At 62.4% G+C, this 24,767-nt stretch carries 30 protein-coding genes and 1 tRNA gene; 10 read left to right on the forward strand and 21 right to left on the reverse strand.

Going from position 1 to position 24,767, the window contains the following annotated elements; translation table 11 throughout:
* Positions 1-50: 50 nt before the first annotated feature.
* From trxA (FF80_RS08475) to FF80_RS08485, 3 genes are all read left to right on the forward strand, one after another.
* Positions 51-374, forward strand: a complete 324-nt coding sequence (gene trxA, locus FF80_RS08475) for a thioredoxin (RefSeq protein ID WP_035099248.1) — start codon at positions 51-53, stop codon at positions 372-374.
* A gap of 173 nt (positions 375-547) precedes the next feature.
* A complete protein-coding gene (trxA, locus tag FF80_RS08480) occupies positions 548-871 on the forward strand; it encodes a thioredoxin (protein WP_152558306.1) in 324 nt (107 codons plus the stop codon).
* 61 nt (positions 872-932) lie between these two features.
* Complete coding sequence (locus FF80_RS08485; RefSeq protein ID WP_244445736.1) at positions 933-2,603, forward strand: glycoside hydrolase family 3 N-terminal domain-containing protein; 1,671 nt, start codon at positions 933-935, stop codon at positions 2,601-2,603.
* A gap of 73 nt (positions 2,604-2,676) precedes the next feature.
* On the opposite strand, the gene FF80_RS08490 is transcribed toward FF80_RS08485, so the two are convergent.
* The 15 genes from FF80_RS08490 to aroA all read right to left on the reverse strand — a co-directional run bounded on the left by FF80_RS08490 (position 2,677) and on the right by aroA (position 15,507).
* Positions 2,677-3,969: a folylpolyglutamate synthase/dihydrofolate synthase family protein gene (locus tag FF80_RS08490; protein ID WP_052153317.1), complete on the reverse strand. Its 1,293-nt coding sequence runs from the start codon at positions 3,967-3,969 to the stop codon at positions 2,677-2,679.
* An 80-nt stretch (positions 3,970-4,049) separates the two neighbouring features.
* Positions 4,050-4,508 (reverse strand): preQ(1) synthase, encoded by a 459-nt coding sequence (gene queF, locus FF80_RS08495; protein WP_035099255.1) that lies wholly within the window; start codon positions 4,506-4,508, stop codon positions 4,050-4,052.
* A gap of 119 nt (positions 4,509-4,627) precedes the next feature.
* A complete protein-coding gene (gene accD, locus FF80_RS08500; RefSeq protein ID WP_035099256.1) occupies positions 4,628-5,602 on the reverse strand; it encodes an acetyl-CoA carboxylase, carboxyltransferase subunit beta in 975 nt (324 codons plus the stop codon).
* A 99-nt stretch (positions 5,603-5,701) separates the two neighbouring features.
* Complete coding sequence (gene trpA, locus FF80_RS08505) at positions 5,702-6,523, reverse strand: tryptophan synthase subunit alpha (protein ID WP_035099258.1); 822 nt, start codon at positions 6,521-6,523, stop codon at positions 5,702-5,704.
* A gap of 2 nt (positions 6,524-6,525) precedes the next feature.
* Positions 6,526-7,743, reverse strand: a complete 1,218-nt coding sequence (gene trpB / locus FF80_RS08510; protein WP_035099261.1) for a tryptophan synthase subunit beta — start codon at positions 7,741-7,743, stop codon at positions 6,526-6,528.
* 139 nt (positions 7,744-7,882) lie between these two features.
* Positions 7,883-8,530: a phosphoribosylanthranilate isomerase gene (locus FF80_RS08515; protein ID WP_035099263.1), complete on the reverse strand. Its 648-nt coding sequence runs from the start codon at positions 8,528-8,530 to the stop codon at positions 7,883-7,885.
* Positions 8,531-8,538: 8 nt separating this feature from the next.
* Positions 8,539-8,904: a lipopolysaccharide assembly protein LapA domain-containing protein gene (locus FF80_RS08520; protein WP_052153318.1), complete on the reverse strand. Its 366-nt coding sequence runs from the start codon at positions 8,902-8,904 to the stop codon at positions 8,539-8,541.
* A gap of 34 nt (positions 8,905-8,938) precedes the next feature.
* Positions 8,939-9,220 carry an integration host factor subunit beta gene (locus FF80_RS08525; protein ID WP_035099264.1) on the reverse strand — a complete coding sequence of 94 codons (282 nt, stop codon included), beginning with the start codon at positions 9,218-9,220 and terminating at the stop codon, positions 8,939-8,941.
* 38 nt (positions 9,221-9,258) lie between these two features.
* Positions 9,259-10,224 carry a signal peptide peptidase SppA gene (gene sppA, locus FF80_RS08530; RefSeq protein WP_081917333.1) on the reverse strand — a complete coding sequence of 322 codons (966 nt, stop codon included), beginning with the start codon at positions 10,222-10,224 and terminating at the stop codon, positions 9,259-9,261.
* A 63-nt stretch (positions 10,225-10,287) separates the two neighbouring features.
* A complete protein-coding gene (locus FF80_RS08535) occupies positions 10,288-10,614 on the reverse strand; it encodes a BrnA antitoxin family protein (RefSeq protein ID WP_035099266.1) in 327 nt (108 codons plus the stop codon).
* 4 nt (positions 10,615-10,618) lie between these two features.
* Positions 10,619-10,903, reverse strand: a complete 285-nt coding sequence (locus tag FF80_RS08540) for a BrnT family toxin (protein ID WP_035099268.1) — start codon at positions 10,901-10,903, stop codon at positions 10,619-10,621.
* Positions 10,904-10,949: 46 nt separating this feature from the next.
* The gene (locus FF80_RS08545; RefSeq protein WP_244445737.1) at positions 10,950-11,453 is read right to left on the reverse strand and encodes a GNAT family N-acetyltransferase; all 504 of its coding nucleotides are present in this window, start codon (positions 11,451-11,453) and stop codon (positions 10,950-10,952) included.
* A gap of 71 nt (positions 11,454-11,524) precedes the next feature.
* Positions 11,525-13,243, reverse strand: coding sequence for a 30S ribosomal protein S1 (gene rpsA, locus FF80_RS08550; protein ID WP_035099273.1), 1,719 nt, complete (start codon positions 13,241-13,243; stop codon positions 11,525-11,527).
* 155 nt (positions 13,244-13,398) lie between these two features.
* Positions 13,399-14,049: a (d)CMP kinase gene (locus tag FF80_RS08555; protein ID WP_035099275.1), complete on the reverse strand. Its 651-nt coding sequence runs from the start codon at positions 14,047-14,049 to the stop codon at positions 13,399-13,401.
* Between the two features lie 108 nt (positions 14,050-14,157).
* Positions 14,158-15,507 (reverse strand): 3-phosphoshikimate 1-carboxyvinyltransferase, encoded by a 1,350-nt coding sequence (gene aroA, locus FF80_RS08560; protein WP_348270323.1) that lies wholly within the window; start codon positions 15,505-15,507, stop codon positions 14,158-14,160.
* A 179-nt stretch (positions 15,508-15,686) separates the two neighbouring features.
* Between aroA and FF80_RS08565 the strand changes: the two genes are divergently transcribed.
* The 3 genes from FF80_RS08565 to FF80_RS08575 all read left to right on the forward strand — a co-directional run bounded on the left by FF80_RS08565 (position 15,687) and on the right by FF80_RS08575 (position 16,724).
* Complete coding sequence (locus FF80_RS08565) at positions 15,687-16,091, forward strand: TIGR02300 family protein (RefSeq protein WP_035099276.1); 405 nt, start codon at positions 15,687-15,689, stop codon at positions 16,089-16,091.
* Positions 16,092-16,229: 138 nt separating this feature from the next.
* Positions 16,230-16,305: transfer RNA gene (locus tag FF80_RS08570), tRNA-Ala, on the forward strand.
* 179 nt (positions 16,306-16,484) lie between these two features.
* On the forward strand, positions 16,485-16,724 hold the full coding sequence (locus FF80_RS08575) for a GIY-YIG nuclease family protein (protein ID WP_035099278.1): 240 nt from the start codon (positions 16,485-16,487) through the stop codon (positions 16,722-16,724).
* On the opposite strand, the gene dmeF is transcribed toward FF80_RS08575, so the two are convergent.
* Together dmeF and FF80_RS08585 are read right to left on the reverse strand one after the other, a co-directional pair.
* Positions 16,721-17,677, reverse strand: coding sequence for a CDF family Co(II)/Ni(II) efflux transporter DmeF (gene dmeF / locus FF80_RS08580; RefSeq protein ID WP_152558307.1), 957 nt, complete (start codon positions 17,675-17,677; stop codon positions 16,721-16,723). The genes FF80_RS08575 and dmeF overlap by 4 nt on opposite strands.
* A 10-nt stretch (positions 17,678-17,687) precedes the next feature.
* The gene (locus tag FF80_RS08585) at positions 17,688-17,954 is read right to left on the reverse strand and encodes a metal-sensing transcriptional repressor (protein WP_035099281.1); all 267 of its coding nucleotides are present in this window, start codon (positions 17,952-17,954) and stop codon (positions 17,688-17,690) included.
* 113 nt (positions 17,955-18,067) lie between these two features.
* Between FF80_RS08585 and FF80_RS08590 the strand changes: the two genes are divergently transcribed.
* The 3 genes from FF80_RS08590 to FF80_RS08600 all read left to right on the forward strand — a co-directional run bounded on the left by FF80_RS08590 (position 18,068) and on the right by FF80_RS08600 (position 21,002).
* Positions 18,068-19,210: a crosslink repair DNA glycosylase YcaQ family protein gene (locus tag FF80_RS08590; RefSeq protein WP_035099460.1), complete on the forward strand. Its 1,143-nt coding sequence runs from the start codon at positions 18,068-18,070 to the stop codon at positions 19,208-19,210.
* A 95-nt stretch (positions 19,211-19,305) separates the two neighbouring features.
* Positions 19,306-20,616, forward strand: a complete 1,311-nt coding sequence (gene pncB / locus FF80_RS08595; RefSeq protein ID WP_035099282.1) for a nicotinate phosphoribosyltransferase — start codon at positions 19,306-19,308, stop codon at positions 20,614-20,616.
* 125 nt (positions 20,617-20,741) lie between these two features.
* Positions 20,742-21,002, forward strand: coding sequence for a hypothetical protein (locus tag FF80_RS08600; protein ID WP_035099283.1), 261 nt, complete (start codon positions 20,742-20,744; stop codon positions 21,000-21,002).
* Here the strand turns inward: FF80_RS08600 and FF80_RS08605 are convergent.
* From FF80_RS08605 to tsaB, 4 genes are all read right to left on the reverse strand, one after another.
* Positions 20,999-21,262, reverse strand: coding sequence for a hypothetical protein (locus FF80_RS08605; RefSeq protein WP_035099284.1), 264 nt, complete (start codon positions 21,260-21,262; stop codon positions 20,999-21,001). The two genes, FF80_RS08600 and FF80_RS08605, sit on opposite strands and share 4 nt — an antisense overlap.
* Before the next feature lie 207 nt (positions 21,263-21,469).
* Positions 21,470-21,910 (reverse strand): Fur family transcriptional regulator, encoded by a 441-nt coding sequence (locus tag FF80_RS08610; protein ID WP_035099286.1) that lies wholly within the window; start codon positions 21,908-21,910, stop codon positions 21,470-21,472.
* A 33-nt stretch (positions 21,911-21,943) separates the two neighbouring features.
* Positions 21,944-22,423: a ribosomal protein S18-alanine N-acetyltransferase gene (rimI, locus tag FF80_RS08615; RefSeq protein ID WP_052153319.1), complete on the reverse strand. Its 480-nt coding sequence runs from the start codon at positions 22,421-22,423 to the stop codon at positions 21,944-21,946.
* On the reverse strand, positions 22,420-23,031 hold the full coding sequence (tsaB, locus tag FF80_RS08620; RefSeq protein ID WP_052153320.1) for a tRNA (adenosine(37)-N6)-threonylcarbamoyltransferase complex dimerization subunit type 1 TsaB: 612 nt from the start codon (positions 23,029-23,031) through the stop codon (positions 22,420-22,422). Before tsaB ends, rimI begins: the two co-directional genes overlap by 4 nt.
* A 114-nt stretch (positions 23,032-23,145) precedes the next feature.
* On the opposite strand from tsaB, the gene lnt reads away from it, so the two are divergent.
* Positions 23,146-24,759 carry an apolipoprotein N-acyltransferase gene (gene lnt, locus FF80_RS08625; RefSeq protein ID WP_035099288.1) on the forward strand — a complete coding sequence of 538 codons (1,614 nt, stop codon included), beginning with the start codon at positions 23,146-23,148 and terminating at the stop codon, positions 24,757-24,759.
* The last annotated feature ends 8 nt before the right edge of the window (positions 24,760-24,767 follow it).

Genomic DNA, 24,767 nt, shown 5'->3' on the forward strand with positions numbered 1-24,767 from the left:
GCTTTGGGAGCAATGAGACCACCGCTTTCAACCAAAAGGCAACATAACCCATGACTACACACGTTTCCGACGCCAATTTTGGCGAGGAAGTCCTTAACTCCAAAGAGCCCGTTCTCGTGGATTTCTGGGCGGAGTGGTGCGGGCCCTGCCGCGCGATCGCACCTGTGCTCGATGAGCTTTCGAGCGAACTGGCCGGCAAGGTCAAGATCGTCAAGCTGAACATCGACGAAAACCCGTCCACCACGGTCAAATACGGCGTCCGCTCCATCCCCACCATGATCCTGTTCAAGGGCGGGGAAGCTGCCGATATGAAGATCGGCGCTGGCACGCCCAAGGCAGGCCTGACCAAGTGGCTCGAAGGCCACGCGGCCTAAGACCGCCCATTCAAGAATTGCAGAACACCGCTGGGCGACCCGGCGGTGTTTTTGTTTGGGGCAATCGGCACGCAAAGACTTTCCCTCCGCCCGGTGCACACTACATTTTGTATGCCTTTCCATAGCGCCCGACTCTCTATAGCATTCATCGCTCTTTACCGATGGAGACGATCATGGCCCACCACGTTACCGACGCCGACTTTGCCGCCGAAGTGCTGAATTCCAGCGAGCCGGTGCTGGTGGATTTCTGGGCGGAATGGTGTGGGCCCTGCAAGGCGATGGACCCGATCCTGGAACAGGTCGCGCTCGATCTGGCCGGCAAGGTCAAGATCGTCAAGCTCGACGTGGACAGCAATCCGGGCACCGTGACGCAATATCATGTGCGTGCCATGCCCACGATGATCGTGTTCAAGGATGGCCAGCCCGCCGATGTGAAAGTGGGCGCCGGCCAGTCGCGCGCGCAGCTGATCAAGTGGCTGGAGAGCCACGCCGCCTGATTGGCTGATATCAGCCGGCCTGATAGTCTCTCCTCCATAAGAAGACTTGGAGGAGAGGCCCGTGGCCCCTATCGATCTCGCTGCCGCCCCGTTCAACCTCGATGACGAGGCCATGGCCTGGGTTCACACCACCCGCGATGGCCTGACCCCGCGCGACAAGCTGGCCCAGCTCTTCGTGCTGCTGGCGCGGGGCGAGCCCGGCGAGGTGCTCGAGCAATTGCGCGCCTTCAAGCCCGGCGGCATTACCCGGGTCTATTCGGGCGATCTCACGAGCGAAATGGAACTGGCCCAGGGCCTCAACGGCATTGGCGCCGTGCCCATGCTGGTCAGTGCCGATCTCGAAGGCAGCCGCATGAGCCTGCCTTTCGGCACGCCCGTGCCCAATCCGCTGGGCCTGGCGGCGGTGGACGATTTGGAAGCGACCACGGCGATTTCCACCATCATGGCGCAGGAAGCCCATGCGGTGGGGCTCAACTGGAGCTTTACCCCGGTCATCGATATCAATGCGGCCTTCCGCAGCGCCATTGTGGGCACCCGCTCCTATGGCAGCGATGTGGACCGCATCGAGCGCCACGCGCTGGCCCAGATCGCCGCGTTCCAGGCCAATGGCGTCGCCGCCACGGTCAAGCACTGGCCGGGCGAGGGCTATGACGATCGCGACCAGCATCTGGTGACCACGGTCAATCCGCTGACCATGAAGGCCTGGGAGAGCAATTTCGGCCGGCTCTATCGCGCCGCCATCGAGGCAGGCGTGATGAGCGTGATGTCCGCCCATATCGCCTTTCCCGCCTTTGTGCGGGCGCTCGACCCCGATGCGGGCGCCGAGGCCTATCGGCCCGCGTCGTTGAGCCGGATTTTGAATGAGGACCTGCTGCGGCGCGAGCTGGGGTTCAACGGCCTGATCGTTTCCGACGCCACGCCCATGGCGGGCATGGGCGATTGGGGGCCGCGCGACACTGTCCTGCCCGAAGTGATCATTGCCGGCTGCGACGTGATCCTCTTCTCCGATGATCCCAATGCCGATCTGATGCGGCTGGTCAAAGCCGTGGCTGACGGGCGGCTGAGTCAGGAACGGGTGGACGAGGCGGTGACGCGCGTACTGGCGCTCAAGGCCGCGCTGGGACTGCATCGCAATCCCACCCTGCCCAGCCTTGCCTCTGCCCAGCAGGTGGTGGGCAGCCAGGCCAATCGAATGACCGCCGAAGCCGTACACAGGCGAGTGCCGACGCTGGTCAAGGATGTGGCCGGATTGCTGCCGCTGTCACCCGCCAGGCACAAGCGGGTGCTGGTATTTTCCGGCGGGGCGGTTGTTCCCTTCGTGCCCCAGCCATTGCCGCTCAGCGTGCCGGAGCGGCTGGATCGCGAGGGTTTCTCCGTCACGCTGTTCGAACCCGGCATGAGCGTGAGCCCCAAGGATTTTGACCTCGTGCTCTATCTCTTTGCTGAGGAAACCGTGCTGACGCGTAGCCGCATTTTCCTCGATTGGGTCAAGCTCACCGGCAGCGTGTTCGACGGCATGGCGCGCTATTGGCACGACCTGCCCACGCTGATGATCAGCTTCGGCTATCCCTATTATCTCTATGACGCGCCGCGCGTGCCCACCTATGTCAACGCCTATGGCTCCAGCGAGGCGCTGCAGGCGGCAGTGGTCGAGGCACTGATGGGCCGCACGGAATTTGCCGGGACCAGCCCCGTGGACCCGTTCTGCGGCAGCGAGCAGGGTAAGTATTGAGGGCTTAGGCCTCCGCAGGCGGAGAGCCCCGATCCAGTCCCCTCCCCCTCGAGGGGGAGGGAGGCAGATCGAGCTACTCCGGGAACGTCCCGTTCTTGAGCAGCACCTGCCCCGCCAGATACAGCGAGCCGGAGATCACCACGCGGGCATTGGGCGTGGTTGCGGCCGATTTCAGCGCGGCCTGGATCGATCTGGCGGGTGTCGCATTGAACCCGGCCTTGTTGGCCTCTTCGGCAATGTAGCCGGCGTCATGCGCATTGGTCTCGCCGGGAATGGTCAGCGTGATGATGCGCTCGGCCATGCCGGCAAAGGGCGCCAGTACCGCGCCGGGCGAGCGGGTGTTCATCATGCCCATGATCAGCACCAGGGGGGCGGGGCGCGCCCGCTCCATATCCGCCAGGGCCCGTGCGAGAGCCCGTGTGCCATGGGCATTGTGCCCGCCATCGAGCCAGAGTTCGGCCCCGGGGCCGAGCAGATCGCGCAGCCTGCCCACAACCGGCGAAAGGCGGGCCGGCCAGCTGACATCGCCCAGCCCCTGCGCGATCGCCGACTCATCGACGGGCAGGCCGAAATGGCGAATGGCGGCGATGGCGACACCGGCATTTTCGAACTGGTGATTGCCCACTAGCTTGGGCGGCGGCAGATCGAGCAGGCCCTTTTCGTCCTGATAGATCAGCCGGCCATCCTGGGCAAAGGCGTCGAAATCCTGCCCGCCGACAAAGGGCACCACACCCAGCTTGGCGGCGACGCGATTGATCGAGGCCAGACCCTCATCAGCCTGACGGGCGACCACGGCAAGCGAACCGCGCTTCATGATATTGGCCTTTTCGACCGCAATCTTGCCGATCGTATTGCCCAGGAACGCCATGTGATCGAGATCGACCGGGGTGATGATAATGCCCAGCGGGTGCTCGACCACATTGGTCGTGTCATAGGTGCCACCCAGACCCACTTCGAGCAGCAGGTAATCGGCCTTGATCTCGGAGAACAGCACGAAGGCGGCGGCCGTGGTCACCTCAAAATAGGTGATGGGCTGGCCGGCATTGACCTGTTCGACCCGCTCCAGCACTTCATTGAGCCGGCGGGTGGAGACCAGCTTGCCGGCTAGGCGGATGCGCTCGTTGAAGCGCACCAGATGGGGCGAGGTATAGACGTGCACCGACTTGCCCGCCGCTTCCAGCATGGCCCGCAGATAGGCGATGGTCGAACCCTTGCCATTGGTGCCGGCGACATGGATGACGGGCGGCATACGGTGATCGGGGCGGCCGAGTTCGTCCAACAGCCGATTGAGCCGCTCCAGGCTGAGATCGATCAGCTTGGGATGCAACACCGAAAGGCGCTTGAGGATGGCGTCGGTACGGGACATGGGGGCGGACTCAATTGCAGCACGGGATCGGCCGGGCCGGTTTACAATGGGTCGGATGCCGCCTCAAGGGCGGCGTGGTCCTAGCCGCGGCCGCGATAGCTTGGCACGCCGGTATCGGGCAGCCAGATACCCTCGGGCGGGGTGCCGGTCTGCCAGAACACATCGATGGGAATGCCGCCGCGCGGATACCAATAACCACCGATGCGCAGCCAGCGCGGATCGAGCAGGGCCACCAGCCGCCGGCCGATGGACACCGTGCAATCCTCGTGGAAAGCGCCGTGATTGCGGAACGAGGTCAGATAGAGCTTGAGCGATTTGGATTCGACCAGCCAATCGCCAGGCACGTAGTCGATGATCAGATGAGCGAAATCGGGCTGGCCGGTCACCGGACAAAGCGAGGTGAACTCGGGCGCGGTGAAGCGGGACACATAATTGGTGTCGGCCTGCGGATTGGGCACGCGCTCCAGAATGGCGGCCTCGGGCGAGGCAGGAATACCGGCATTCCGGCCGAGCTGGGTGAGATTGAGACTATCGGACATCAAAGTTTCTCCTGCGGACAGGCAACACAGACCTGCGCTGGTTTTCGAATAGAGGGTCACGGCGCATAAAAAAAGACCGGTCGCAATGGACCGGCCCTTTCAATGCTTGAATGCCAGAATTATTCGGCGTGCGCGGCGCTGGGCGCGGCCAGATCGCCGTCATCGCCTTCGGCGGCAATCGCCGCGTCGCGCAGGCTGACGGCAGGCAGGGCCGGAGCGGTGCCGGTCAAATCGGCACTGGGCTCGGCACGGGTCAGGATGCCGGCGAGTGAACCGATGGTGGACCGCAGATTGTGGCGGTGCACGACCATGTCGACCATGCCGTGCTCATGCAGATACTCGGAGCGCTGGAATCCCTTAGGCAGTTTTTCGCGAATGGTCTGCTCGATGATGCGGGCGCCGGCAAAGCCGATACGTGCGCCCGGCTCGGCCAGGTGCACATCGCCCAGCATGGCATAGGAGGCGGTAACGCCGCCGGTGGTGGGATCGGTAAAGACCACGAAGAAGGGCAGTCCCGCCTCGCGCAGGCGCAGCACGGCAACCGTGGTGCGCGGCATCTGCATCAGCGAAAAAATGCCTTCCTGCATGCGGGCGCCGCCGGAGGCGACGAACAGCACGAAGGGGGTCTTGCGAGTAACGGCGGTTTCGAGCCCGGTAATGATGCCCTGCCCGGCCGCCATGCCCAGCGAGCCACCGATGAAATCGAAATCCTGCACGGCGACGGTGGTGTGGCGATCATAGAGCTTGCCGGTGGCCACGATAACGCTGTCATCATAGCCGGTCTTGGCGCGGCTTTCCTTGAGGCGGTCGGTATAGCGCTTCTGGTCGCGGAATTTGAGCGGATCGACCGGCACGGCCTGCACCGGCACGAGATCATACTTACCCTCGTCAAAAAAGGTCGCCAGCCGATCGGCCGGCTTGATCTTCATGTGATAGCCCGAATTGGGCACGACCCACTGATTGGCCTCGAGATCGCGATAGAACACCATCTCGCCGGACTCAGGGTCCTTTACCCACAGATTCTCCGGCGTTTCGCGCTTGTTGGAGAGGAAGGAGCGAATTTTGGGGCGGACGAAATTGTCGATCCAGTTCATGGCGGCGGCCTTATCGGATGTCCTGTTGGAACAGGACGTAATGGTCAATTGTGGCGGATATTATCAGGGGTGGCGCGGCATGGCAAAAGTCAGCCTTTTCTAGCCCCGCGCCCGCTTCACCCCAGCGGCGAGGCTCGCCACGATATCGCGGACGGCGCTGACGGTTTTGTCGCTCGCCTTGCCATCGACCAGCGATTGTCCCACGGCATCCACCAATACGGTACCCACCACAATGCCATCGGCATGGCGGCCGATTTCGGCGGCGTCTTCGGCGGTCTTGATGCCAAAGCCCACGGCGACGGGCAGGCCGGTATGGCTCTTGATGCGCTCGACGGCCTCCCCCACTGCGCCACGCGACTTGATGGCAGCGCCGGTAATGCCGTTCATTGAGACATAATAGACAAAGCCCGAGGTGTTCTTCAGCACGGTGGGCAGGCGCTGGTCATCGGTGGTGGGCGTGGTGAGGCGGATGAAATTGATGCCGGCCTTGAGGGCGGGAATGCAGAGTTCTTCGTCTTCTTCGGGCGGCAGGTCGACGATGATCAGGCCATCGACACCGGCATCCTTGGCAGCGGCCAGAAACTTGTCGACACCGAAAATATAGATGGGATTGTAATAGCCCATCAGCACCACCGGGGTGGTTTCGTCCTTGCGGCGGAAATCCTCGACCATGCCGAGCACGCCGCGCAGCGTCTGCCCGGCGGCAAGCGCCCGCTGGCCACCCAGCTGGATGGCAACGCCATCGGCCATGGGATCGGAAAACGGCATGCCCAATTCGATCACATCGGCACCGGCCTGCGGCAGGGCCTCGAAAATAGCTTGGCTGGTGGCCAGATCCGGATCGCCGCCCATGACGAAGGTCACCAGAGCCGGACGGTTCTGGGCCTTGAGTTCGGCAAAACGCTTTTCAATACGCGACATGGCTAGAGCAGTCCCAGATAATTGCCGACGCTTTCGACATCCTTGTCGCCGCGCCCGGAGAGGCACAACACTACGGATTGGTCCTTGCCCATAGTGGGGGCGAGCTTGATGACTTCGGCCAGGCCATGCGCGGATTCGAGCGCGGGGATGATGCCTTCCATGCGCGTGCAGAGCTGGAAGGCGGCGAGCGCTTCATTGTCGGTAATGGGCACATAAGTGACGCGCTTGGTGTCGTGCAGGAACGAGTGTTCCGGGCCGACGCCGGGGTAATCAAGACCGGCCGAAATGGAATGGCCTTCCAGAATCTGGCCGTCCTTGTCCTGCAGCAGATAGGTGCGGTTGCCATGCAGCACGCCGGGCGAACCGCCGGTCATGGAAGCGGCGTGGCCGTTTTCGACATCGACGCCATGTCCGCCCGCTTCGGCGCCATAGATGGCGACTTCGGGGTTATCGAGAAAGGCATGGAAAGTGCCGATGGCATTGGAACCACCGCCGACACAGGCAACGATCGCGTCGGGCAGCTTGCCCTCGGCTGCCTGGAATTGTTCCTTGAGCTCGGTGCCGATGACCGATTGGAAATCGCGCACCATTTCGGGATAGGGATGCGGGCCGGCGGCGGTGCCGATCAGGTAATAGGTGGTGTCGACATTGGTGACCCAGTCGCGCAGCGCCTCGTTCATGGCGTCCTTGAGCGTGCCGGCGCCGGCGGTGACGGGGCGCACTTCGGCGCCCAGCATTTTCATGCGCAGCACATTGGGCTTTTGCCGCTCGACGTCGGTCGCGCCCATGAAAATGGTGCAGGGCAGATCGAATTTGGCGCAGACCGTGGCCGTCGCCACGCCATGCTGGCCGGCGCCGGTTTCGGCGATGATGCGGGTCTTGCCCATGCGCTTGGCCAGCAGGATCTGGCCCAGGCAATTATTGATCTTGTGGCTGCCGGTATGATTGAGCTCTTCGCGCTTGAACCAGACCTTGGCGCCGCCCAGATGCTCGGTGAGGCGCTTGGCGAAATAAAGCGGGCTGGGGCGGCCGGTATAATGGACCGCCAGGTCCTTGAGCTCGGCCTGGTAGGCGGGATCGGTCTTGGCGGCACGATAGTGCTGCTCCAGATCAAGGATCAGCGGCATCAGGGTTTCGGCGACGAAGCGGCCGCCATAGAGCCCGAAACGGCCGTGCTCGTCCGGGCCGTTGCGCAGGGAATTGATGCCGGTGTTATCCAATCGCCAGTCCTCTTACAAAGTCCAGGAAAGGACCTCATCCTGAGCTCGTCGAAGGACGGGGTCCGGTGCGCCCGGCCTCGTGGTTCGACAGGCTCACCATGAGGTGTCAATAAGCTGGGGTGCCTGGCAAATGCAACCGCTAACCGGCTGCCCGCGCGTTTCGAATGAACGCTTCGATCAGCCGCTTGTCCTTGACGCCGGGCGCGGATTCGACTCCGGAGGACACATCGACCCCAAAAGGGCGCACGGTCAGAACAGCGTCGGCCACGGTTTGCGGCGTCAGGCCACCCGAAAGCATGAAGGGGATGGACGGGTCAAGCGCCTTGAGCAGCGACCAGTCGAAGGTTTCGCCCAATCCACCGGGCCGATCCGCGCCTTTGGGCGGCTTTGCATCGAGCAGGATGCGGTCGGCGACCTCGACGAAATCAGCCACATGCGCCACGTCCTCGGCCGAGCCGATGGGCAGGACCTTCATGATTTCCACCCCGGCCTCAGCGCGGATGGCCTCGACGCGATGTGGTGTTTCGGGGCCGTGCAACTGGATCCAGTCCGGTCCGAGCGCGGCAATCTCGGCCACGCTGGAATTGTCTGGGTTGACCAGCACGACGCAGGTCTGGATCCGGCCGCGCGCCTGGGAAATCAGCGTGCCGATCTGCTCGATATTGGCGTGGCGGGGCGAACGCGGGAAATGCATGAAGCCCACCATGTCAGCGCCGGCCGCTATGGTGACGTCCAGCATTTCGGGGGTCTTGATGCCGCAGATTTTGATGATCAGGGGGTCGGCCATGGGGTCGCTCAACGGAGCTCCAAAAGGTCATCGACGTCGCTCAGCGGCCCGCCGGCTGGCGATTGGCCCTGGCTTTTACGCAGGGATTCAAGCTCGGTGTTGAGCATATGGGCCTCGCGGCGCCAATGGCGCTCGCGCTGGCGGTGCTGTCCCTGGGCAAACCAGGTGGCAATGCCGCCCAACAATACCCCCACCAGCAGCACGATATACAGCACCACGAACAGCGGCACGCCATAGCCGGGCGTCGCCAATTGCTCGACCGGCGCGAAGGGGTTGAAGTTGACGATCACGAATTGCCGGTTGGCCAGGGCAAAGACAATCAGCACCAGACAAAGCGGCACAAGGACCAGCCAGCCGACAATCTTGTTGAGCATACTCGCTTTTGCCTATTGGGAGCCGCTTGCCCCGTTACGAGCGGTTGAGCCGCTCGCGGATTTCCTTGCCCGCCTTGAACTGGGGCACGTATTTCTCGCCGACATCGACCTGTTCGCCGGTGCGTGGATTGCGCCCGACACGGGCCGGCCGGTTCTTGACCGAAAAGGCGCCAAAGCCGCGCAACTCAACGCGGTCACCCCGCGCCATGGCGTCCCCGATCTCGTCGAGGATGGCATTGACGATGTTTTCGATATCACGCTGGAACAGATGCGGATTTTCCGCCGCGAGCTTCTCGACGAGTTCCGACTTGATCATCCCTGGCTCCGGGTGCGAGACCGTTGTGCCCCGCAAGGTTACGAGGCTGCGCCAACCTGCCAAAGCGAGACCAGCCCGTCAAGCGTGATGGCCCCATTCGCGGGCAAACCAAGCGCTGCACGGGCCTGTCCGCCCAAAAAAGTGCCAATCCAGCCCAGCCCGGAGCTTTCCAATGGCCAGGCGGTAATGATTTGCAGGTCCTTGGGCACGTCGCGCTCGGCTTCGAGCCAGGCCTGGGCCTCCAATTCGCCGCCCACCGCGTCGATCAGCCCAGTCTCGACGCCGGCCCGCCCGCTCATGATGCGGCCATCGGCAAGGCTCAGCGCCACCGGCCGTGCCAGATTGCGGCGTTCGGCAACGATATCGACGAACCACTGGAAGCTGTCATCGACCAGGGCACCGATCGAGGCGCGCGCCTCGCCCGCCATGGGTTCGTCATAATCGGGCTCGGCCTTGAGCGGGCCGGAAGCGACCTTGTCGAGATCGACGCCGATCGTATCGAGCAGCTTGCCGGCATTGATATGCTGGTAAAGCACGCCGATCGAGCCGACAATGGAGAGGCGCCGGGCAAAAATCTGGTCGGTACCGATGGCGGCCATATAGGCGGCCGAGGCGCCCAATTCCTTGATCACCGCCACGACCGGCTTTTTGGCCCGCAATTGGCCGAGCGCTTCATAGAGTTCTTCGCCGCCGGCCGTGGTGCCGCCGGGCGAATTGATGGCGACGACCACCGCCTTGACGCTGTCATCCTCGGCCAGTTCCTCAATCAGCTTGAGGCGCGCCGGATCGGTGGCAATGGTGCCATCGATCACCACACGGGCGATGTGTTCGCCCACTGGGGCATTGGAAAGGGCAAAGCGGCCGGCCACAGCCAGAACAGCAATCGCCAGCGCCACAAAGGCCAGAATGCGCCAGAAACCCCGCGAGCGCCGATAGGTCTCGGCGGCAATGATCTCATGCGGATTGGTGGGGCGGGATGACTCTTCGGCAGGCTGATCACTCATCATCGCCTCGCTGGTTTGGTGACCGCAGGGGTAGCGAGCGTGCGCAGGCTTGGCAAGAGCGCGTCAGCCAGCCTTCTTTTGTGCCCGTTTCTCCTGCGCCGTCACATAGGCCCGCAGCGCCTTGTTGATGTCGGTCTGATAGCCCTTGCCGTCCTTGGCGTGGCGCTTGAACCAATCGAGAATGTCGGCGTCGAGGCGGATGGTCAACTGGGCCTTGAGGGCACGCGCATAATAGGGATTGCGCATGCCGTTTTTGAAGAAGTCGTCGCTCAGCCGCGGAATGTCGGAGAAGTCGATATCTTCGTCGCGCAGATTGTCGAGCGCCTTGAGCCGTTCCACCTGCTCCTCGGTCAGAGGCGGCGGATTGAGCAAGTCCAGCTCGTAGCGCACCGTTTTAGGAGGCTTCGTAGCGTCGTCGTTCGATTTTTTCGGCTTTTCGGGCCGAGATGATGCGGATGAGTTCTTTGCCATTGTTTTGATCGGTCGTGGTGTGGGCGACGAGGAGAAGTGTGTATCCGCCAATTGTGCCGATGATTTGCCAGCGCTCTTCGCCATCTACCACCCTATCCTGTTCGCGAATGGCCAGCGGATCGAAAAATACCCGGACCGCGTCCTCGAACGCTACGCCATGCTTGCGCAAATTGGCCGCAGCCTTGTCGTCATCCCATTCAAATTCCACGCGTTGCCCCCTCCGCGCCTACTCTAATGTAACTACAATTCTGTAACTACACAAGCCGCTTGACCATGAACCGCGCCGCTGCCTCGTAGCTCAGCAGCTTTTCGGCCAGTTCGGGAGCCGGGAAGGGCCGGAAGCCGTGTTTGGTCCAGAAGGGGATCGAGCCATTGACCGCGACCAGACTCATATTGGCAAAGCCTTTTGCCCGGGCGTGGCGCTGGATGTCGCCGATGATCATGGCAGCAGCGCCGGTGCCGCGGGCGGCGGGCAGCAGGGCCAGGTCATGCAGGTAATAGGTGTCGGCGTCAGGCGGAATGGCGCCCAGCAGCGCATTGAGCGCCGGCAGGGATTTGAAGCGCCAAGGATGGGAAAGGATATAGCCCGAAGGGGCGCCGTCGAGCTCGAGCAGGCGCGTACCATCGGGATAAAGCTGCTGGCGTTCGATGAACACCGCCAGGTCTTCGGGAAAGCCGGGATGCACTTTTTCTGCGATCGCTTCGACCACGGGCAGATCGAATGTGGTCAGGGCCCGCCAGTGCATTGCTTGTTTCATGGGGCTTCTTAAGGGCAAAAGGCCCGCACTGTGAAGTGCGGGCCCCTGCAGATTTGCAAAGCTAGGACGAATTACTTCTCGTCGCGGCCCTTGAGGGCTGCGCCCAGGATGTCGCCGAGCGAAGCGCCCGAATCGGACGAACCGTAATTGGCGACGGCTTCCTTTTCCTCGGCGATTTCGAGCGCCTTGATGGAAAGCTGGATGCGCGACGTCTTGCGATCGTACTGGGTGACGCGTGCGTCGACCTTTTCGCCCTTGCTGAAACGCTCGGGACGCTGGTCGTTGCGGTCGCGGCTGAGATCGGCACGACGGATGAACGCGGTCAGCTCGCTGTCGGCGATGCGGACTTCAATGCCCCCATCGTTGACTTCGATAACGGTGCCGGTGACGACAGCGCCCTTGCGGATGCCGCCGGCTTCGCCGGTGTCGCCCGACGCAGCGGTCGCTTCGCCAGCGGCGAGCTGCTTGATGCCCAGCGAGATGCGTTCCTTTTCGACGTCAACATCGAGGACCTTGGCCGAAACCATGTCACCGCGGTTGTAGTCTTCCAGGGCCACTTCGCCCGACTTCTGCCAGTCGAGGTCGGAAAGGTGAACCATGCCGTCCACATCGCCGTCGAGGCCGATGAACAGGCCGAATTCGGTCTTGTTTTTGACTTCGCCTTCGATGACCGAACCGACGGGGAACTTCTCGGCGAAGCTCTCCCACGGATTCTGCAGGGTCTGCTTGAGACCGAGCGAAATGCGGCGCTTGTCGGGATCGACCTCGAGCACGACGACTTCGACTTCCTGGGAGGTCGAGACGATCTTGCCGGGGTGAACGTTCTTCTTGGTCCAGCTCATTTCCGAAACGTGGATCAGGCCTTCAATGCCCGGCTCCAGTTCGACGAACGCACCGTAATCGGTGATGTTGGTCACGCGGCCGGTGAACTTGGCCTCGATCGGATACTTGGCTTCGATGCCATCCCACGGATCAGCCTGAAGCTGCTTCATGCCGAGCGAGATACGGTGGGACTCGTGGTTGATGCGAACGATCTGGACCTTGATGGTCTCGCCAATCGTCAGCACTTCGGACGGATGGTTGACGCGACGCCATGCAATGTCGGTGACATGCAGCAGGCCGTCAATGCCGCCCAGGTCGACGAACGCACCGTAATCGGTGATGTTCTTGACCACGCCGTCGACAACCTGGCCCTCTTCGAGCTGCTGGACGATTTCCGAACGCTGTTCAGCGCGCGATTCTTCGAGGATCGCACGACGCGACACGACGATATTGCCGCGGCGCTTGTCCATCTTCAGAATCTGGAACGGCTGCGGCACGTTCATGAGCGGCGCAATATCGCGGATCGGGCGGATATCGACCTGCGAACGGGGCAGGAAGGCAATGGCGCCTTCGAGGTCGACGGTGAAACCACCCTTGACCTGGTTGAAGATGGTGCCTTCAACGCGCTCATTGTTGTTGTACATTTCCTCGAGCTTGACCCAGCTCTCTTCGCGGCGGGCCTTCTCGCGCGACAGCACGGCTTCACCGGCGGCGTTTTCGACGCGGTCGACATAGACCTCGACGATCGAGCCAACCTGGATGGTGCCGTCACGGCCGGCCTGGCCGAATTCCTTGAGCGCGATGCGCCCTTCGGTCTTCAGACCAACGTCGATGATCGCCAGATCCTTTTCGATCGCGACCACGGTGCCCTTAACAACGGCGCCCTCTAGGGGTTCGTTGTCGATGAACGAGTCCATCAGAAGGGATTCAAAATCTTCTTTCGTCACAGTTTGCTGTGCCAAATTCATATCTCCAGTGCACCGGGGGCTTGAGGTTGAGACCGGAAACCCGCCACTTCGCAAACGCAAAATGCCGGCGCGCGAGCGCCCGATCGATGTCTATTGGGTATGTTTCCGGACCAAAGTTTGGGTGATTGGCGGGACCGAAACACGCAAGGAGGAAATTAGGGCCTTTTGAACCCTGCCTTGTGCGCCATGGTCGTCTCGACAATCGCGATGGCTGCGCGGAGTGCGGTCTCTATATCGAGAAGCGTCGTATCGAGCAAGTGCGCGTCGTCCGCTTTATAGAATCCACCATTGGGATTGGCCATGTCGCGTGCGTCCCGCTCTTCTATCTGGTGATAGAGGGCGTAGCGATCAACCTCCAGGCCGCGCGATTCCAACTGACGGGCACGGCGCTCCATGCGCGCCTTGGAATCGGCCTGGATGAACAGTTTCACATCGGCATCGGGGCAGATATTGGTGCCGATATCGCGGCCATCGAGCACGGCGCCGCCCGGCTGGGTGGCAAAATTGCGCTGATAATCGAACAGAGCCGCCCGCACCGGGCCGATCACCGCGACCTTGCTGGCGAGCACGCCCGAGCGGGCCGAGGTCAGCTCAGTGACGTCGGCCAGGTGGCTGGCGTCGAGCGCCCGAGCGGCGGCGATGGCGGCGTCTTCAAAGCCGGGCTGGTCTTCCCTATCGGAAACGGCACGGCCGACAGCGCGATAGAGCAGGCCGGTATCAAGATGGGGCAGCCCATAATGGCGGGCGAGGCCCGAGGCCAGCGTGCCCTTGCCGGATGCGGCGGGTCCGTCAACGGCAATGATCATGGCAGCTCCCCTCGCATGCGCGTTTGTTACTTATTGGCTTTGGCATAATCACCGGCCGAAAAGAACCGGCAATCGCGCGAAATCCCCGTGCCGTGGCCGGCAAGCGCCCTACCCCGCCGAAAAGCTGGCGCCCACTGCGCTTAGTGCAGCAACAAAGCCGGGAAAGCTGGCGGCGATGGGGCGGGCGTCATCAATGGTGACGGTTTTTTTGCTGGCCAGGCCCAGCACCAGAAAGCTCATGGCGATGCGGTGATCATGGTGGGTATCGACCCGCCCGCCGCCGGACACGGTGCCATTCGCCTTGATCAGCAATTGATCGCGGCCCTCGAGGCATTCAACGCCATTGGCGGCGAGCCCCGCTGCCGTCACGGACAGGCGGTCGCATTCCTGCTCGCGCAGGACAGCAATACCTTCGATCATCGTTGAGCCATCGGCATAGGCTGCCGCGATGGCCAAGGCGGGGATATCGTCGAGCATGGCACCGGCATGGCCGGCTGTTACATGCACGCCCCGCAGCCGCGAGGAGCGGACACGCAGATCGGCGATATGTTCGCCCCCCGCCTCGCGCTGATTGATAAAGGCAATATCGCCACCCATTTCGAGCAATGCATCGATCAGTCCCGTGCGGTTGGGATTGATCAGCACATTTTCGATCACCAGATCCGAGCCGGGCACGATCAGCGCCGCGACAATGGCATAGGCGGCCGAGGATGGATCCCCCGGCACGATAACGCGGCGCGGCTTGAGTTCGGGCTGGCCGGTCAGTGTGATTGTGGCGGCACCAGCCGCGTCAAGAACCGTCGAAATCCGGGCGCCAAAATCGGCCAGCAGCTTTTCGGTATGATCGCCGGTCGGCACCGGCTCGATAATGGTGGTGATGCCGGGGCTGTCAAGACCCGCCAGCAGCAGCGCCGATTTGATCTGCTCGGATGGCGCCGGCATGGTGTGGCGGATCGGGGCGGTGGCCAGCGGCCCCTGGATGGCGATCGGCAAATGCCCGTCATCGCTATCCAATACGCTCATGCCCGTAGCACCCAGCGCATCGAGCAAAGGCTGCATCGGCCGCCGGGTCAGAGTCGGCCCGCCCGTAAAATGGCTGATGAAGCGATAAGGCGCCAAAACCCCCAGCATCAGGCGCACGCCGGTGCCGGCATTGCCGAAATCGAGCGGTGTGGCCGGCGCGAGCAGGCCATTGATCCCAAGGCCATGCACATCACAGCCGCTATCGTGCAGTTCGATGACCACACCCAGCGCGCGCAGAGCGTTTGCTGTGGACAGCACGTCCTGGGCCGCCAGCAGGCCCTCGATGCGCGTGCGGCCGACGGCTAGCGCCCCAAGGATCAGAGCCCGATGGGAAATCGCCTTGTCGCCGGGGGTGGGGAAACGCCCGGAAAGCGGGGCGGCGCGCTGGGCGGAGAGCGGCTGGGCGTGCGGATCGGCGTCGGGCATGGCGGCCATGGGCTGGTTTGCGGCGGGGCGGGTTTAGCATGGCCCGGCCGCCCGAAGCCACCGCCGAGATGGCCCGGCGCCAGCGCGCCCGCATTTTCGGTTTGACAGGGGCTTGGTTTGCCCATAACCGGACTGACCGAAGCGGCGGCACCTGCCCCCCGCAAACCCAATCCCCACGAGGAACATCGATGGCCAGTTCCGAACGCGGCACCAAGCGGACCGATCCCGATACCGGGAAGAAGTTCTACGACCTCAACATGGATCCGATCGTCTCGCCCTATACCGGCAAGAGCTATCCGCGCTCCTATTTCGAGCAGCTGCTGGTCGGCAAGCCCTCTCCCGCCACCGCCCGCAAGGTGGATGACGAGGATGAGGTCGAAGAAGAAGAGGAAGTCGAGGACGTCGCAGCGCCCGAAATCGTCTCCCTGGAAGATGCCGACGCCGAAGAATCCGGCGACGAAACCATTCCCGATACCGACGATGTCGAAGTTGACGAAGAACTCGGCGACGATGATGCGGACGTCTTCCTCGAGGAAGACGAGGACGAAGACGACGAGCTCGGCTTCGATGTCGGCGGCGACGAAGACCGCTGATTTCAAACGACTTTTCCGCCGGATTCACAAAAAATCCGGCGGGACAAAAAAGTGTCAAATAGGCACTTGCATGGGGGCGGATCATCCAATAGGTTCCGCCTCGCTCCGGACGGGAACACCCTCTGGAACCCTTGGAATGGGGCCTTAGCTCAGCTGGGAGAGCGCTTGCATGGCATGCAAGAGGTCAGCGGTTCGATCCCGCTAGGCTCCACCAGCCTTCGCTGCTCCGCAGCTTCGGCTCGGCAGGCCTTTGAGGCCTGGCCCAAAGCCTGCGGATATCACTGCGAAGGCTGTCGCGCCAAAGTTGCGTAGCAACGGCGGCGGACGAGATTGGCACTTGGGCCTCCCCTCCTCTGATATTGAAACCGCCTCGCGGTGCGCTAAACTTACGCCATGCAATATGTGTACATCCTGCGCAGTCTCGATGAGCCAGACCGGCATTATGTTGGCACAACCGGCGATCTCAAGGCGCGCCTGGCCAAGCACAATAGTGGCCAGGTGACCCACACCGCCAAGTTTATGCCATGGGCTGTCAAAACCTATTTGGGATTTGACGACGAGGCGCAGGCATGCGCCTTTGAAAAATATCTCAAGACGGCGTCCGGCCGGGCTTTTGCGAAGAAACGGCTCTAACGCCGCGTCACCTCCACCGTGACATGGGATAGCCCGGCAAGGCCGGCGAGGCGCTGCTTGTACCAGTCGGCATCATGCGCGGTTGGGGTCAGCACCGAAACGATCAGGCCGGCATGGCCGGGACCCAGGCGCCAGAAGTGGAGGTCGGTCACCGTGTCGCCGTCCGATTCGATATTGGTGCGCACTTTTTTTGCCATGGTCTGGTCGGGCACCGTATCGAGCAGCGTTGCCGAGGATTGACGGATCAACATCCACGACCAGCGCGCAATGACGGCAGCGCCGACCAGACCCACCAGCGGGTCCATCCAGAGCCAGCCGAAACTGCGGCCGGCCACCAGACCGATAATGGCGAGGACCGAGGTCAATGCATCGGCCAGCACATGCAGATAGGCCGCTCGCAGATTGGAATCATGTCCGTGATCATGGTGATGGTGATCAGCCTCGTGATCATGGTCATGATGATCATCATCATGCGCGTCGTGGTCGTGGTGATGATGGCCGTTCGAATCATGCAGCAGGAAGACGCTGACGATATTGACCACGAGTCCCAGTACGGCGACCGCGATGGCTTCATCGAACCGGATCGGGGCGGGCTGCAACAGACGTAGCACGCATTCATAGGCGATGAGCAGCGCCACCCCGCCCAGAATCACTGCGCTGGCAAAGCCGGCCAGTTCTCCGACCTTGCCGGTGCCAAAGCTATAGCGCGGATCATGGGCGTGGCGGCGGGCATAGAGATAGGCGCCGGCCGCAATGGCGAGCGCTCCGGCATGAGTGGCCATATGAAAGCCGTCGGCGAGCAGGGCCAGCGATCCGAAAGCCGCGCCGGCGGCGATTTCCGCGACCATCATGGCGGCCGTCAGCAGGATGACCCAAAAGGTCCGCCGCGCATTGCGATCGTGATCGGCACCGAGAAAGACGTGGTCGTGGGTTTGGTCAGCAGCAAGGCTCATCGGACGATACTCAGAGATATTTGGTAATTTCGCGGAACACGGCGAGCCGCGATTTGATTTCGGGCGGCAGGGGCGCGTCGCTATCGGCCAGGTGATGGTCGATATGGTCGATGATGATCAATTGCTTGGCCTTTTCGAGCGCGCTGATCACGGCCGTCATCTGCTGGGCAATGGCCAGGCCGTCCTGGCCCTCGGCGACCATCTTGACCACCTTGTTCAAATGCCCCTCGGCGCGGCGGAGACGGGCGTGGATTTGGGGGTCATCGATATGGCTCATGAGCATATCCTATCCCCCTGGAGGGGATATTGGCAAGGCGGACGAAAGCGGGTGGCGGAGACCTCTGCGCCATTCTAGGTTTGTTTCCGAAAAATCCCTTTACCGAGTCGCCCTTGCCGAAATCCCGCGCCCTGTCACCCGATCATGCTCGCCACATCTGGCTGAGCGCGCAGCGCCTCGACACTGCGGCGCCCTTTGGCGCGGGGCCGGAAGCGGTGCTGCCGGCTATTACTCATCTGGGCTATGTGCAGATCGACACCATCAATGTCATCGAACGCTGCCACCATCATATCCTGTGGTCGCGCATGCCTGATTATGCCCGCGCGCACCTGGCGCAGGCGCAATCGGCCGATAAATCGATCTTTGAATATTGGACCCACGCGCTGAGCTACGTGCCGGTGGCCGATCTGCCGTTCTTCCTGCCGGCGATGAAGCAATATCGGCAGACACCCAGCCGCTGGTTCGGCTCGGTGACCCCGCTCGAACTCCGCAAGATGGCCAAGCGGCTGCGGGACGAGGGACCGCTGTCGATTCGCGATATTGGCGATGACGAGCTGGTCGACAAGGATCATCCCTGGGCCAGCCGCAAGCCGAGCAAGCGCGTGCTGGAGATGATGTTTTTTCAGGGGCTGGTGACGATCGGCACCCGGCAGGGCATGGTCAAGACCTATGACCTGATCGGCCGCCATTTCGGCTGGGACAAGGCACCCAAGCCTGCGACCGAGCGGCAGATCACCGCTTATCTGCTCGATCGCGCGCTGCGCAGCCAGGGCATGGTCAGCCTTGATTCGGTCTGTCATCTGGATGCGCCGCGCAAAAAGGCGGTGCGCGAATTGATCGAGAGCCGGGTGCGGCGCAAGCTATTGGTGCCGGTGCATATCGAAGGCCACGACAAGGCAGAGCATTGGGCCGCGCCCGAAACGCTGGCGCATGAGCGCGTGGCGCCGCCGGGGCTCACCCATATCCTCTCGCCCTTTGATCCGCTGGTCATCCAGCGCAAGCGGCTCAAACTGTTCTTCGGCTATGAGCACCTGTTCGAGGCCTATGTGCCAGCGGCCAAGCGCAAGCTGGGCTATTTCGCCCTGCCCGTGCTGGTCGGGGACCGCATCGTCGCGGCTGTGGATCTCAAGGCAGACCGGGCGGCGGGCAAACTGCTGATCCAGAACTGGACCTGGCTGGAAGATGCCGGGGCAGAGGCCAAGGCGGCCATCGATGAGGCCCTGGGGCGGTTCGAGCGGTTCCAGTTCGGGGACTGATTGCCGGCGCCAATTGGACGGCTTTGCCCATCCCCGCCTTTCCATCCCCCGTTCGGCGCGCTACAAGGCCAGCCGCGCATTGGGGGCCAAGAGCCATGGCGACTTATACCGATATAGCCCGGCGGGTGTATAACCACACCTGGAAGCTCGATCCCATCGTGCGCAGCCTGCTCGATACCGATTTCTATAAGCTCTTGATGTTGCAGATGATCTGGGGGCTTTACCCGCGGGTCAATGCCAGCTTCTCGCTGATCAACCGCACCAGATCGGTCAGATTGGCGCAAGAGATCGACATTGATGAATTGCGGGCGCAACTCGATCATTGCCGCACTTTGCGCTTTACCAAGAAGGAAATGATCTGGCTGGCCGGTAACAGTTTTTACGGCTCCAAGCAGATTTTCGAGCCGGCCTTTCTCAAATGGCTGGAAGAATTCCGCCTGCCTGAATACCGCTTGGAACAGCGCGACGGCCAATTCGTGCTGGAATTTCCCGGGCTCTGGGTCGAGACCTCGATGTGGGAAATCCCCGCGCTCGCCATTATCAACGAATTACGTTCGCGCGCGGCGCTGAAGAATTACGGCCCCTTCGCGCTCGACGTGCTCTATGCCCGCGCCAAGGCCAAGATGTGGGAAAAGGTCGAGCGGCTGCAAAAGCTGCCCGATCTCAAGATTTCCGATTTCGGCACGCGGCGGCGCCATTCCTTCCTCTGGCAGCGCTGGTGCGTCGAGGCGCTCAAGGAAGGTATTGGCGAGGCTTTTACCGGCACCTCCAATGTCAAATTGGCCATGGACAATGATCTGGAAGCCCTGGGCACCAATGCCCATGAACTGCCCATGGTGCTGGCCGCCCTCGCCCAGACCGACGAGGCGCTGAAGGCGGCGCCTTATCAGGTGTTGCAGGATTGGGAGAGCTATTATGGCGGCAATCTCAAGATCGTGTTGCCCGATGCTTTCGGCACCGACAGCTTCTTGAAAAACGCGCCCGATTGGGTGGCCGACTGGACCGGGTTCCGTCCCGATAGCGCGCCGGCCATCGAGGGCGGCGAAAAGATCATCGCCTGGTGGCAGAGCCGGGGCCGCGACCCACGCGAAAAGCTGCTGATCTTTTCCGATGGGCTCGATGTCGACATGATCGAGGAAGCCTATCTGCATTTCGACGGCCGCGTGCGGATGACCTTTGGCTGGGGCACTAATCTCACCAATGATTTTGAAGGCTGCGCACCCGATGGCCCCAATCCGGGGCTCGATCCGATTTCCATCGTCGCCAAGGTCAGCGAGGCCAATGGCCGCCCGGCGGTTAAGCTCTCGGACAATCCGGCCAAGGCAACCGGCACGCCGGAGGAAATTGCCCGCTATCTCGGCATTTTTGGCGATGACGGCATGGCGCTGCATGCTGTCAAGGTGTGAATTCGCCTAAAAAGTGAACCGCCTGCCCGCAAAAGCGGAGAATCGGCTAGTCCCTGCCATGGCGATTAACCCGCCGTGAACCATCCGCTATTACCGTTTGCATGGGGGCTCCTCTCGGGGCCGGAATGACTTTTCAACTGATCGACATCGAAGTGCAAAGCCGGGCGGCGCATCAGCGGCTGGCCGGACGCACCACCGGACGCGTCCGCGCGGTGCTCAGCGAAACGCGTGATGGGCGCGAACAGACCCATGAATTATCGATTCCCGTCTGGGCCGACCTGCCCGCCGATGCCAGTGATGGCGATATCGACATGGCATTAATGCTCAAGGCGGCCGATATCGTGGCCCGGCTCAAGGCGCAACTTGAAGTGGGCGTGGTGAGTTAACGTGGCTCGATGCCCAGAGCCCGCTGGAAATAGGCCCGGTCACTGTGCCGGATGGCGCTGGAGCGCGGCTTGGGCAATGGGATGGCTTCGGGCCGATTGATTTGGCGGCGCATGGGGACGTGAGCGTAATAACGGGCTGCGCGAACCAGCGCCCGTTCGCTCTCCAGCCGGCGTTCGTCGCGCACGAACCAGACGATCGTGCTCACCACGATTGCCCAGATTGCCAGCAACTGCCAGGCGATTTGCACATCCATCATCATGGATGGGTTTATAGCTAACAGCAGGTTAACGCCCAAGTGCGGGCTGATATTAGGCTTAATCCGTCGCGTTTTATCGAACCCGTCTCAGGCCGCCCTGGCCCACAGCTTATGGCCGCAATTGAGCGCCACCAGCATGGCAGCTCAAAGCCTGCAGCGGGATAATCACGATCATCACCGGCACGAAGACCAAGAACGGCACGCGGAAGATCACTTGGCCTTATCCTTGCCCTCCACCGGCACGGCATAGAGTTCGAGCCGGTGATCGACCAGCCGGTAGCCCAGGCGCTTGGCTATGACATCCTGGATGGCCTCGATTTCCTCATTGCGGAATTCGATGACCGTGCCGGAGCGGATATCGATCAGGTGGTCGTGGTGCTCGTCCGGGATCAGTTCGAACCGGGCGCGGCCATCCTTGAAATCGTGCTTGGTGACGAGCCCGGCTTCTTCGAACAGGTTCACCGTGCGGTAGACGGTGGAGAGCGAAATACGCTCGTCGATTGCCGAGGCACGGCGATGGAGCTCCTCGACATCGGGGTGATCCGAGGATTCCTCGATCACCCGGGCAATGATGCGGCGCTGGTCGGTCATGCGCATGCCCTTGGCAACGCAGGCTTCTTCCAGCGTGGGGTCAGTCTGGGTCTTGCTCATGCCAAATGCTCCACTGGTCGGCCCGTTTCGGGGTTATCCAAGATCGCGAGCCATGACAAGCGCGGTTGCCGCACTGCCATCGGGCCGCGGATAATAGCCCTTGCGGCTCGAAATAGCGGCAAAACCTTCCTTGCCATAAAGCCGCACCGCCGGCGCATTCTGCTCGTCGACCTCAAGGAACATGCGCCGGGCCGGGCTCATGCGCAAATCCTCGAAGGCGGCACGCAACAGCGCCTGCCCCACCTTCTTGCCGCGCCATTTGGGATCGACCGCAATGGTCAAGAGTTCGGCCTCGTCGGCCGCGATGCGAATCAGGGCGAAACCGGCAATGCGGCGCTTGGCGTCGCAGGCCACATAGACCGGGGTGCTGCCTTCGGAGAGGAAGGACAAAAATTCCTCACGCGGCCAGCCGCGATAAAAGCCGGCCTTGTGGATACGCGCCAGCGCATCGGCATCGCGCGTCTGGCCGGGCTCGATATGCAGGCCCTGCGGCGCCATCCAGAGCTTCATCATGAATTGAGCCTTTCGATCCGCGCCGCCGTTTGCGGCTTGGCATCGGCATCGCGCACATAAGTTGCCTCGGGCACATGGGCAAGCGGGTCGGCCGCTGCGCCATAGCGGGCGAGTGCGGCGATATCGACAAAGGGCGTGGTGAGAAGAAGCGAATTGGGCAGCACCGCCTGCTGCGCCACCGCCATCGGCAGCAATTGCGGTCCGCCATCGGGCACGCCGGGGGCCAGGAAAGTCTGGAAATAAGCCTCGCCACGCCGCGCATCGAGCAGCACGGTGGTCGCGCCATTTCCGGCCAGCGACAATGCCAAAAGGCTGGGCACCCCGAGCACCGCAATATCGCGTGCTAACCCGATGCCGCGCGCTGCCGACAAGCCGATGCGCAGACCGGTGAACGAGCCGGGGCCGGTCGTGGTCACCACGCGCTGCAGATCGGAATAGCCGACACCATTGTGCGCCAGCAGCGTCGCGATCCGCTCGAAGATCAATTCGGCGTGGCCGGTGGCGATTTCGTCCACGGAAACGTCGGCGCTGCCATCGGCCCGCAGCAGCGCCAATTGCAGGCGCGGCGCGGCTGTGTCGATGGCAAGGGTGATGGGCAGAACACTCATGGCACCGCTCTAGCGCCATGGCTGAGGATTGTCGACTGAGAGCGATGACATTGACTGTCCAGGCCGACATCGCCAGCTTGCCCCCATGCGCCCTGATTCGATGACAGCTTTCCGATGACCTGGCTGGCCGAGACCGCAATGCTCAGCCATGGCTGGCGGCGTTTCCTGTTGCTGGTCGTGGCGGGTGCGCTTGCCGGCCTCTCCATCCCGCCATTGTTCATCGTTCCCACGCTGTTCGTTGCCTTTCCCATCTGGGTCTGGTGCCTTGATGGCGCCGAGCGCAAAAGCGGGCTAAGGCGGCTGTTCGGCCCGGCCTTCAGCATCGGCTTTGCCTTTGGCTGGGGCTATTTTACGGTGGCTTTCCATTGGCTGGGCGCGGCCTTTTTCGTCGATGGCGGGGTGATGATCGCGCTGATGCCCTTCGCCATTCTGGCGCTGGCGGCGTTGATCGCCCTGTTCTGGGGTGCCGCCAGCGCGCTGGCGCATCTGCTCTGGAGCCATGGCTCCTGGCGAATCCTGACGCTGGCCACGTTCGTTACCATCGCCGAATGGGCGCGTGGCCATGTGCTGACCGGGTTTCCCTTCGATCTGCTCGGCTATGCGCTGACCCCCAATGACGAAATGATGCAGATCACTTCGGTGATCGGAATTTATGGGCTGACTTTCGTCGCCGCGCTCCTGGCCATGACGCCGGCCCTGATCTGGCCGGCCGATAATCGCCCGCTCAGCCGGCGGCTATTGCCGATCTTCCTCGCCCTCGGCGTCATCGCCGCCCAGCTCGGTTACGGTTATAACAGGCTGGCCGGCACCACCGCGACACCGCGCCAGGATGTATCGATGCGGCTGGTGCAGCCCATGGTCTATGAGCATGCCGATTGGGGTAGTGCCGATCCGGTGGCGCTGATCGACCGGCTGCTCATGCTATCCGACATGCGGATGAACCCCGAAGACCAGGGCCTGGCCGATATCACCCATCTGGTCTGGCCCGAATCGAGCCTGCCCTTCTTTCTCTCGGCCTATCCCGACGCCTTGGCGCGCATTGCCCGCATGCTGCCCGACGGCGCCATGCTCCTTGCGGGAGCGCCGCGCCAGCAATATGAGCCAGGCGATGCCACGAGCGGTCAGCCGTTCAATTCCCTGCTCGCCATCGACAACAATGGCGAGGTGGTCGCCTCCTACGACAAATCCCATCTGGTGCCATTCGGCGAGTTTCTGCCCTTCCAGGAATTCTTCGGACGGCTGGGCATCAAGCAATTCGTGCCGGGCGCCGAAGGCTGGGGGCATGGGGATGCGCGGCGGCGGCTGATGAACCTGCCCAATACGCCCAAATTCCTGGCACTGATCTGCTACGAAATCCTGTTCTCGGGCGATCTGGGCGACACGGCGGGCGCGCAATATATTCTCAACATCACCAATGACGCCTGGTTCGATGGCTCGATCGGCCCGGCCCAGCATGCCCATCACGCCAGAGTCCGGGCCGTCGAAGAAGGCATGAGCCTGATCCGCGCCGCCAATTCGGGCCTGACCTTTTCTACCGACCCGCTGGGCCGCATCACGGCCGAGCTTGCTCCCCTGCAGATGGCGGCTCTCGATGTGCGCCCCGACCAGCGCCTGGCCAGCACGGTTTTTTCGCAGGTGCGATATTGGCCGCTGCTGATCGTGCTGGGAGCGGGGCTGCTGGTTTCGGTGGCGGTGTCGCGCGGCGGGCGCAAGCGCCGGACCCGCTAGGCGGGGCG

The organism is Devosia sp. LC5, from assembly GCF_000735585.1.
In the GTDB taxonomy this organism is placed as follows: Bacteria; Pseudomonadota; Alphaproteobacteria; order Rhizobiales; family Devosiaceae; genus Devosia.

Coding starts and splice junctions, on each gene's coding strand:
- FF80_RS08525 (WP_035099264.1), bottom strand. CDS start 9,220: ATGATCAAGTCGGAACTCGTCGAGAAGCTCGCGGCGGAAAATCCGCAT.
- rimI (WP_052153319.1), bottom strand. CDS start 22,423: ATGATGAAGCTCTGGATGGCGCCGCAGGGCCTGCATATCGAGCCCGGC.
- FF80_RS08605 (WP_035099284.1), bottom strand. CDS start 21,262: ATGATGATGGATGTGCAAATCGCCTGGCAGTTGCTGGCAATCTGGGCA.
- FF80_RS08555 (WP_035099275.1), bottom strand. CDS start 14,049: ATGATCATTGCCGTTGACGGACCCGCCGCATCCGGCAAGGGCACGCTG.
- trxA (WP_152558306.1), top strand. CDS start 548: ATGGCCCACCACGTTACCGACGCCGACTTTGCCGCCGAAGTGCTGAAT.
- sppA (WP_081917333.1), bottom strand. CDS start 10,224: ATGAGTGATCAGCCTGCCGAAGAGTCATCCCGCCCCACCAATCCGCAT.
- rpsA (WP_035099273.1), bottom strand. CDS start 13,243: ATGAATTTGGCACAGCAAACTGTGACGAAAGAAGATTTTGAATCCCTT.
- FF80_RS08610 (WP_035099286.1), bottom strand. CDS start 21,910: ATGAGCAAGACCCAGACTGACCCCACGCTGGAAGAAGCCTGCGTTGCC.
- aroA (WP_348270323.1), bottom strand. CDS start 15,507: ATGGCCGCCATGCCCGACGCCGATCCGCACGCCCAGCCGCTCTCCGCC.
- lnt (WP_035099288.1), top strand. CDS start 23,146: ATGACCTGGCTGGCCGAGACCGCAATGCTCAGCCATGGCTGGCGGCGT.
- FF80_RS08565 (WP_035099276.1), top strand. CDS start 15,687: ATGGCCAGTTCCGAACGCGGCACCAAGCGGACCGATCCCGATACCGGG.
- accD (WP_035099256.1), bottom strand. CDS start 5,602: ATGAACTGGATCGACAATTTCGTCCGCCCCAAAATTCGCTCCTTCCTC.
- FF80_RS08520 (WP_052153318.1), bottom strand. CDS start 8,904: ATGCTCAACAAGATTGTCGGCTGGCTGGTCCTTGTGCCGCTTTGTCTG.
- dmeF (WP_152558307.1), bottom strand. CDS start 17,677: ATGAGCCTTGCTGCTGACCAAACCCACGACCACGTCTTTCTCGGTGCC.
- FF80_RS08545 (WP_244445737.1), bottom strand. CDS start 11,453: ATGAAACAAGCAATGCACTGGCGGGCCCTGACCACATTCGATCTGCCC.
- tsaB (WP_052153320.1), bottom strand. CDS start 23,031: ATGAGTGTTCTGCCCATCACCCTTGCCATCGACACAGCCGCGCCGCGC.
- FF80_RS08515 (WP_035099263.1), bottom strand. CDS start 8,530: ATGGCCGACCCCCTGATCATCAAAATCTGCGGCATCAAGACCCCCGAA.
- FF80_RS08600 (WP_035099283.1), top strand. CDS start 20,742: ATGACTTTTCAACTGATCGACATCGAAGTGCAAAGCCGGGCGGCGCAT.
- FF80_RS08490 (WP_052153317.1), bottom strand. CDS start 3,969: ATGTCCCGTACCGACGCCATCCTCAAGCGCCTTTCGGTGTTGCATCCC.
- FF80_RS08585 (WP_035099281.1), bottom strand. CDS start 17,954: ATGAGCCATATCGATGACCCCCAAATCCACGCCCGTCTCCGCCGCGCC.
- trpA (WP_035099258.1), bottom strand. CDS start 6,523: ATGTCGCGTATTGAAAAGCGTTTTGCCGAACTCAAGGCCCAGAACCGT.
- queF (WP_035099255.1), bottom strand. CDS start 4,508: ATGTCCGATAGTCTCAATCTCACCCAGCTCGGCCGGAATGCCGGTATT.
- trxA (WP_035099248.1), top strand. CDS start 51: ATGACTACACACGTTTCCGACGCCAATTTTGGCGAGGAAGTCCTTAAC.
- pncB (WP_035099282.1), top strand. CDS start 19,306: ATGGCGACTTATACCGATATAGCCCGGCGGGTGTATAACCACACCTGG.
- FF80_RS08575 (WP_035099278.1), top strand. CDS start 16,485: ATGCAATATGTGTACATCCTGCGCAGTCTCGATGAGCCAGACCGGCAT.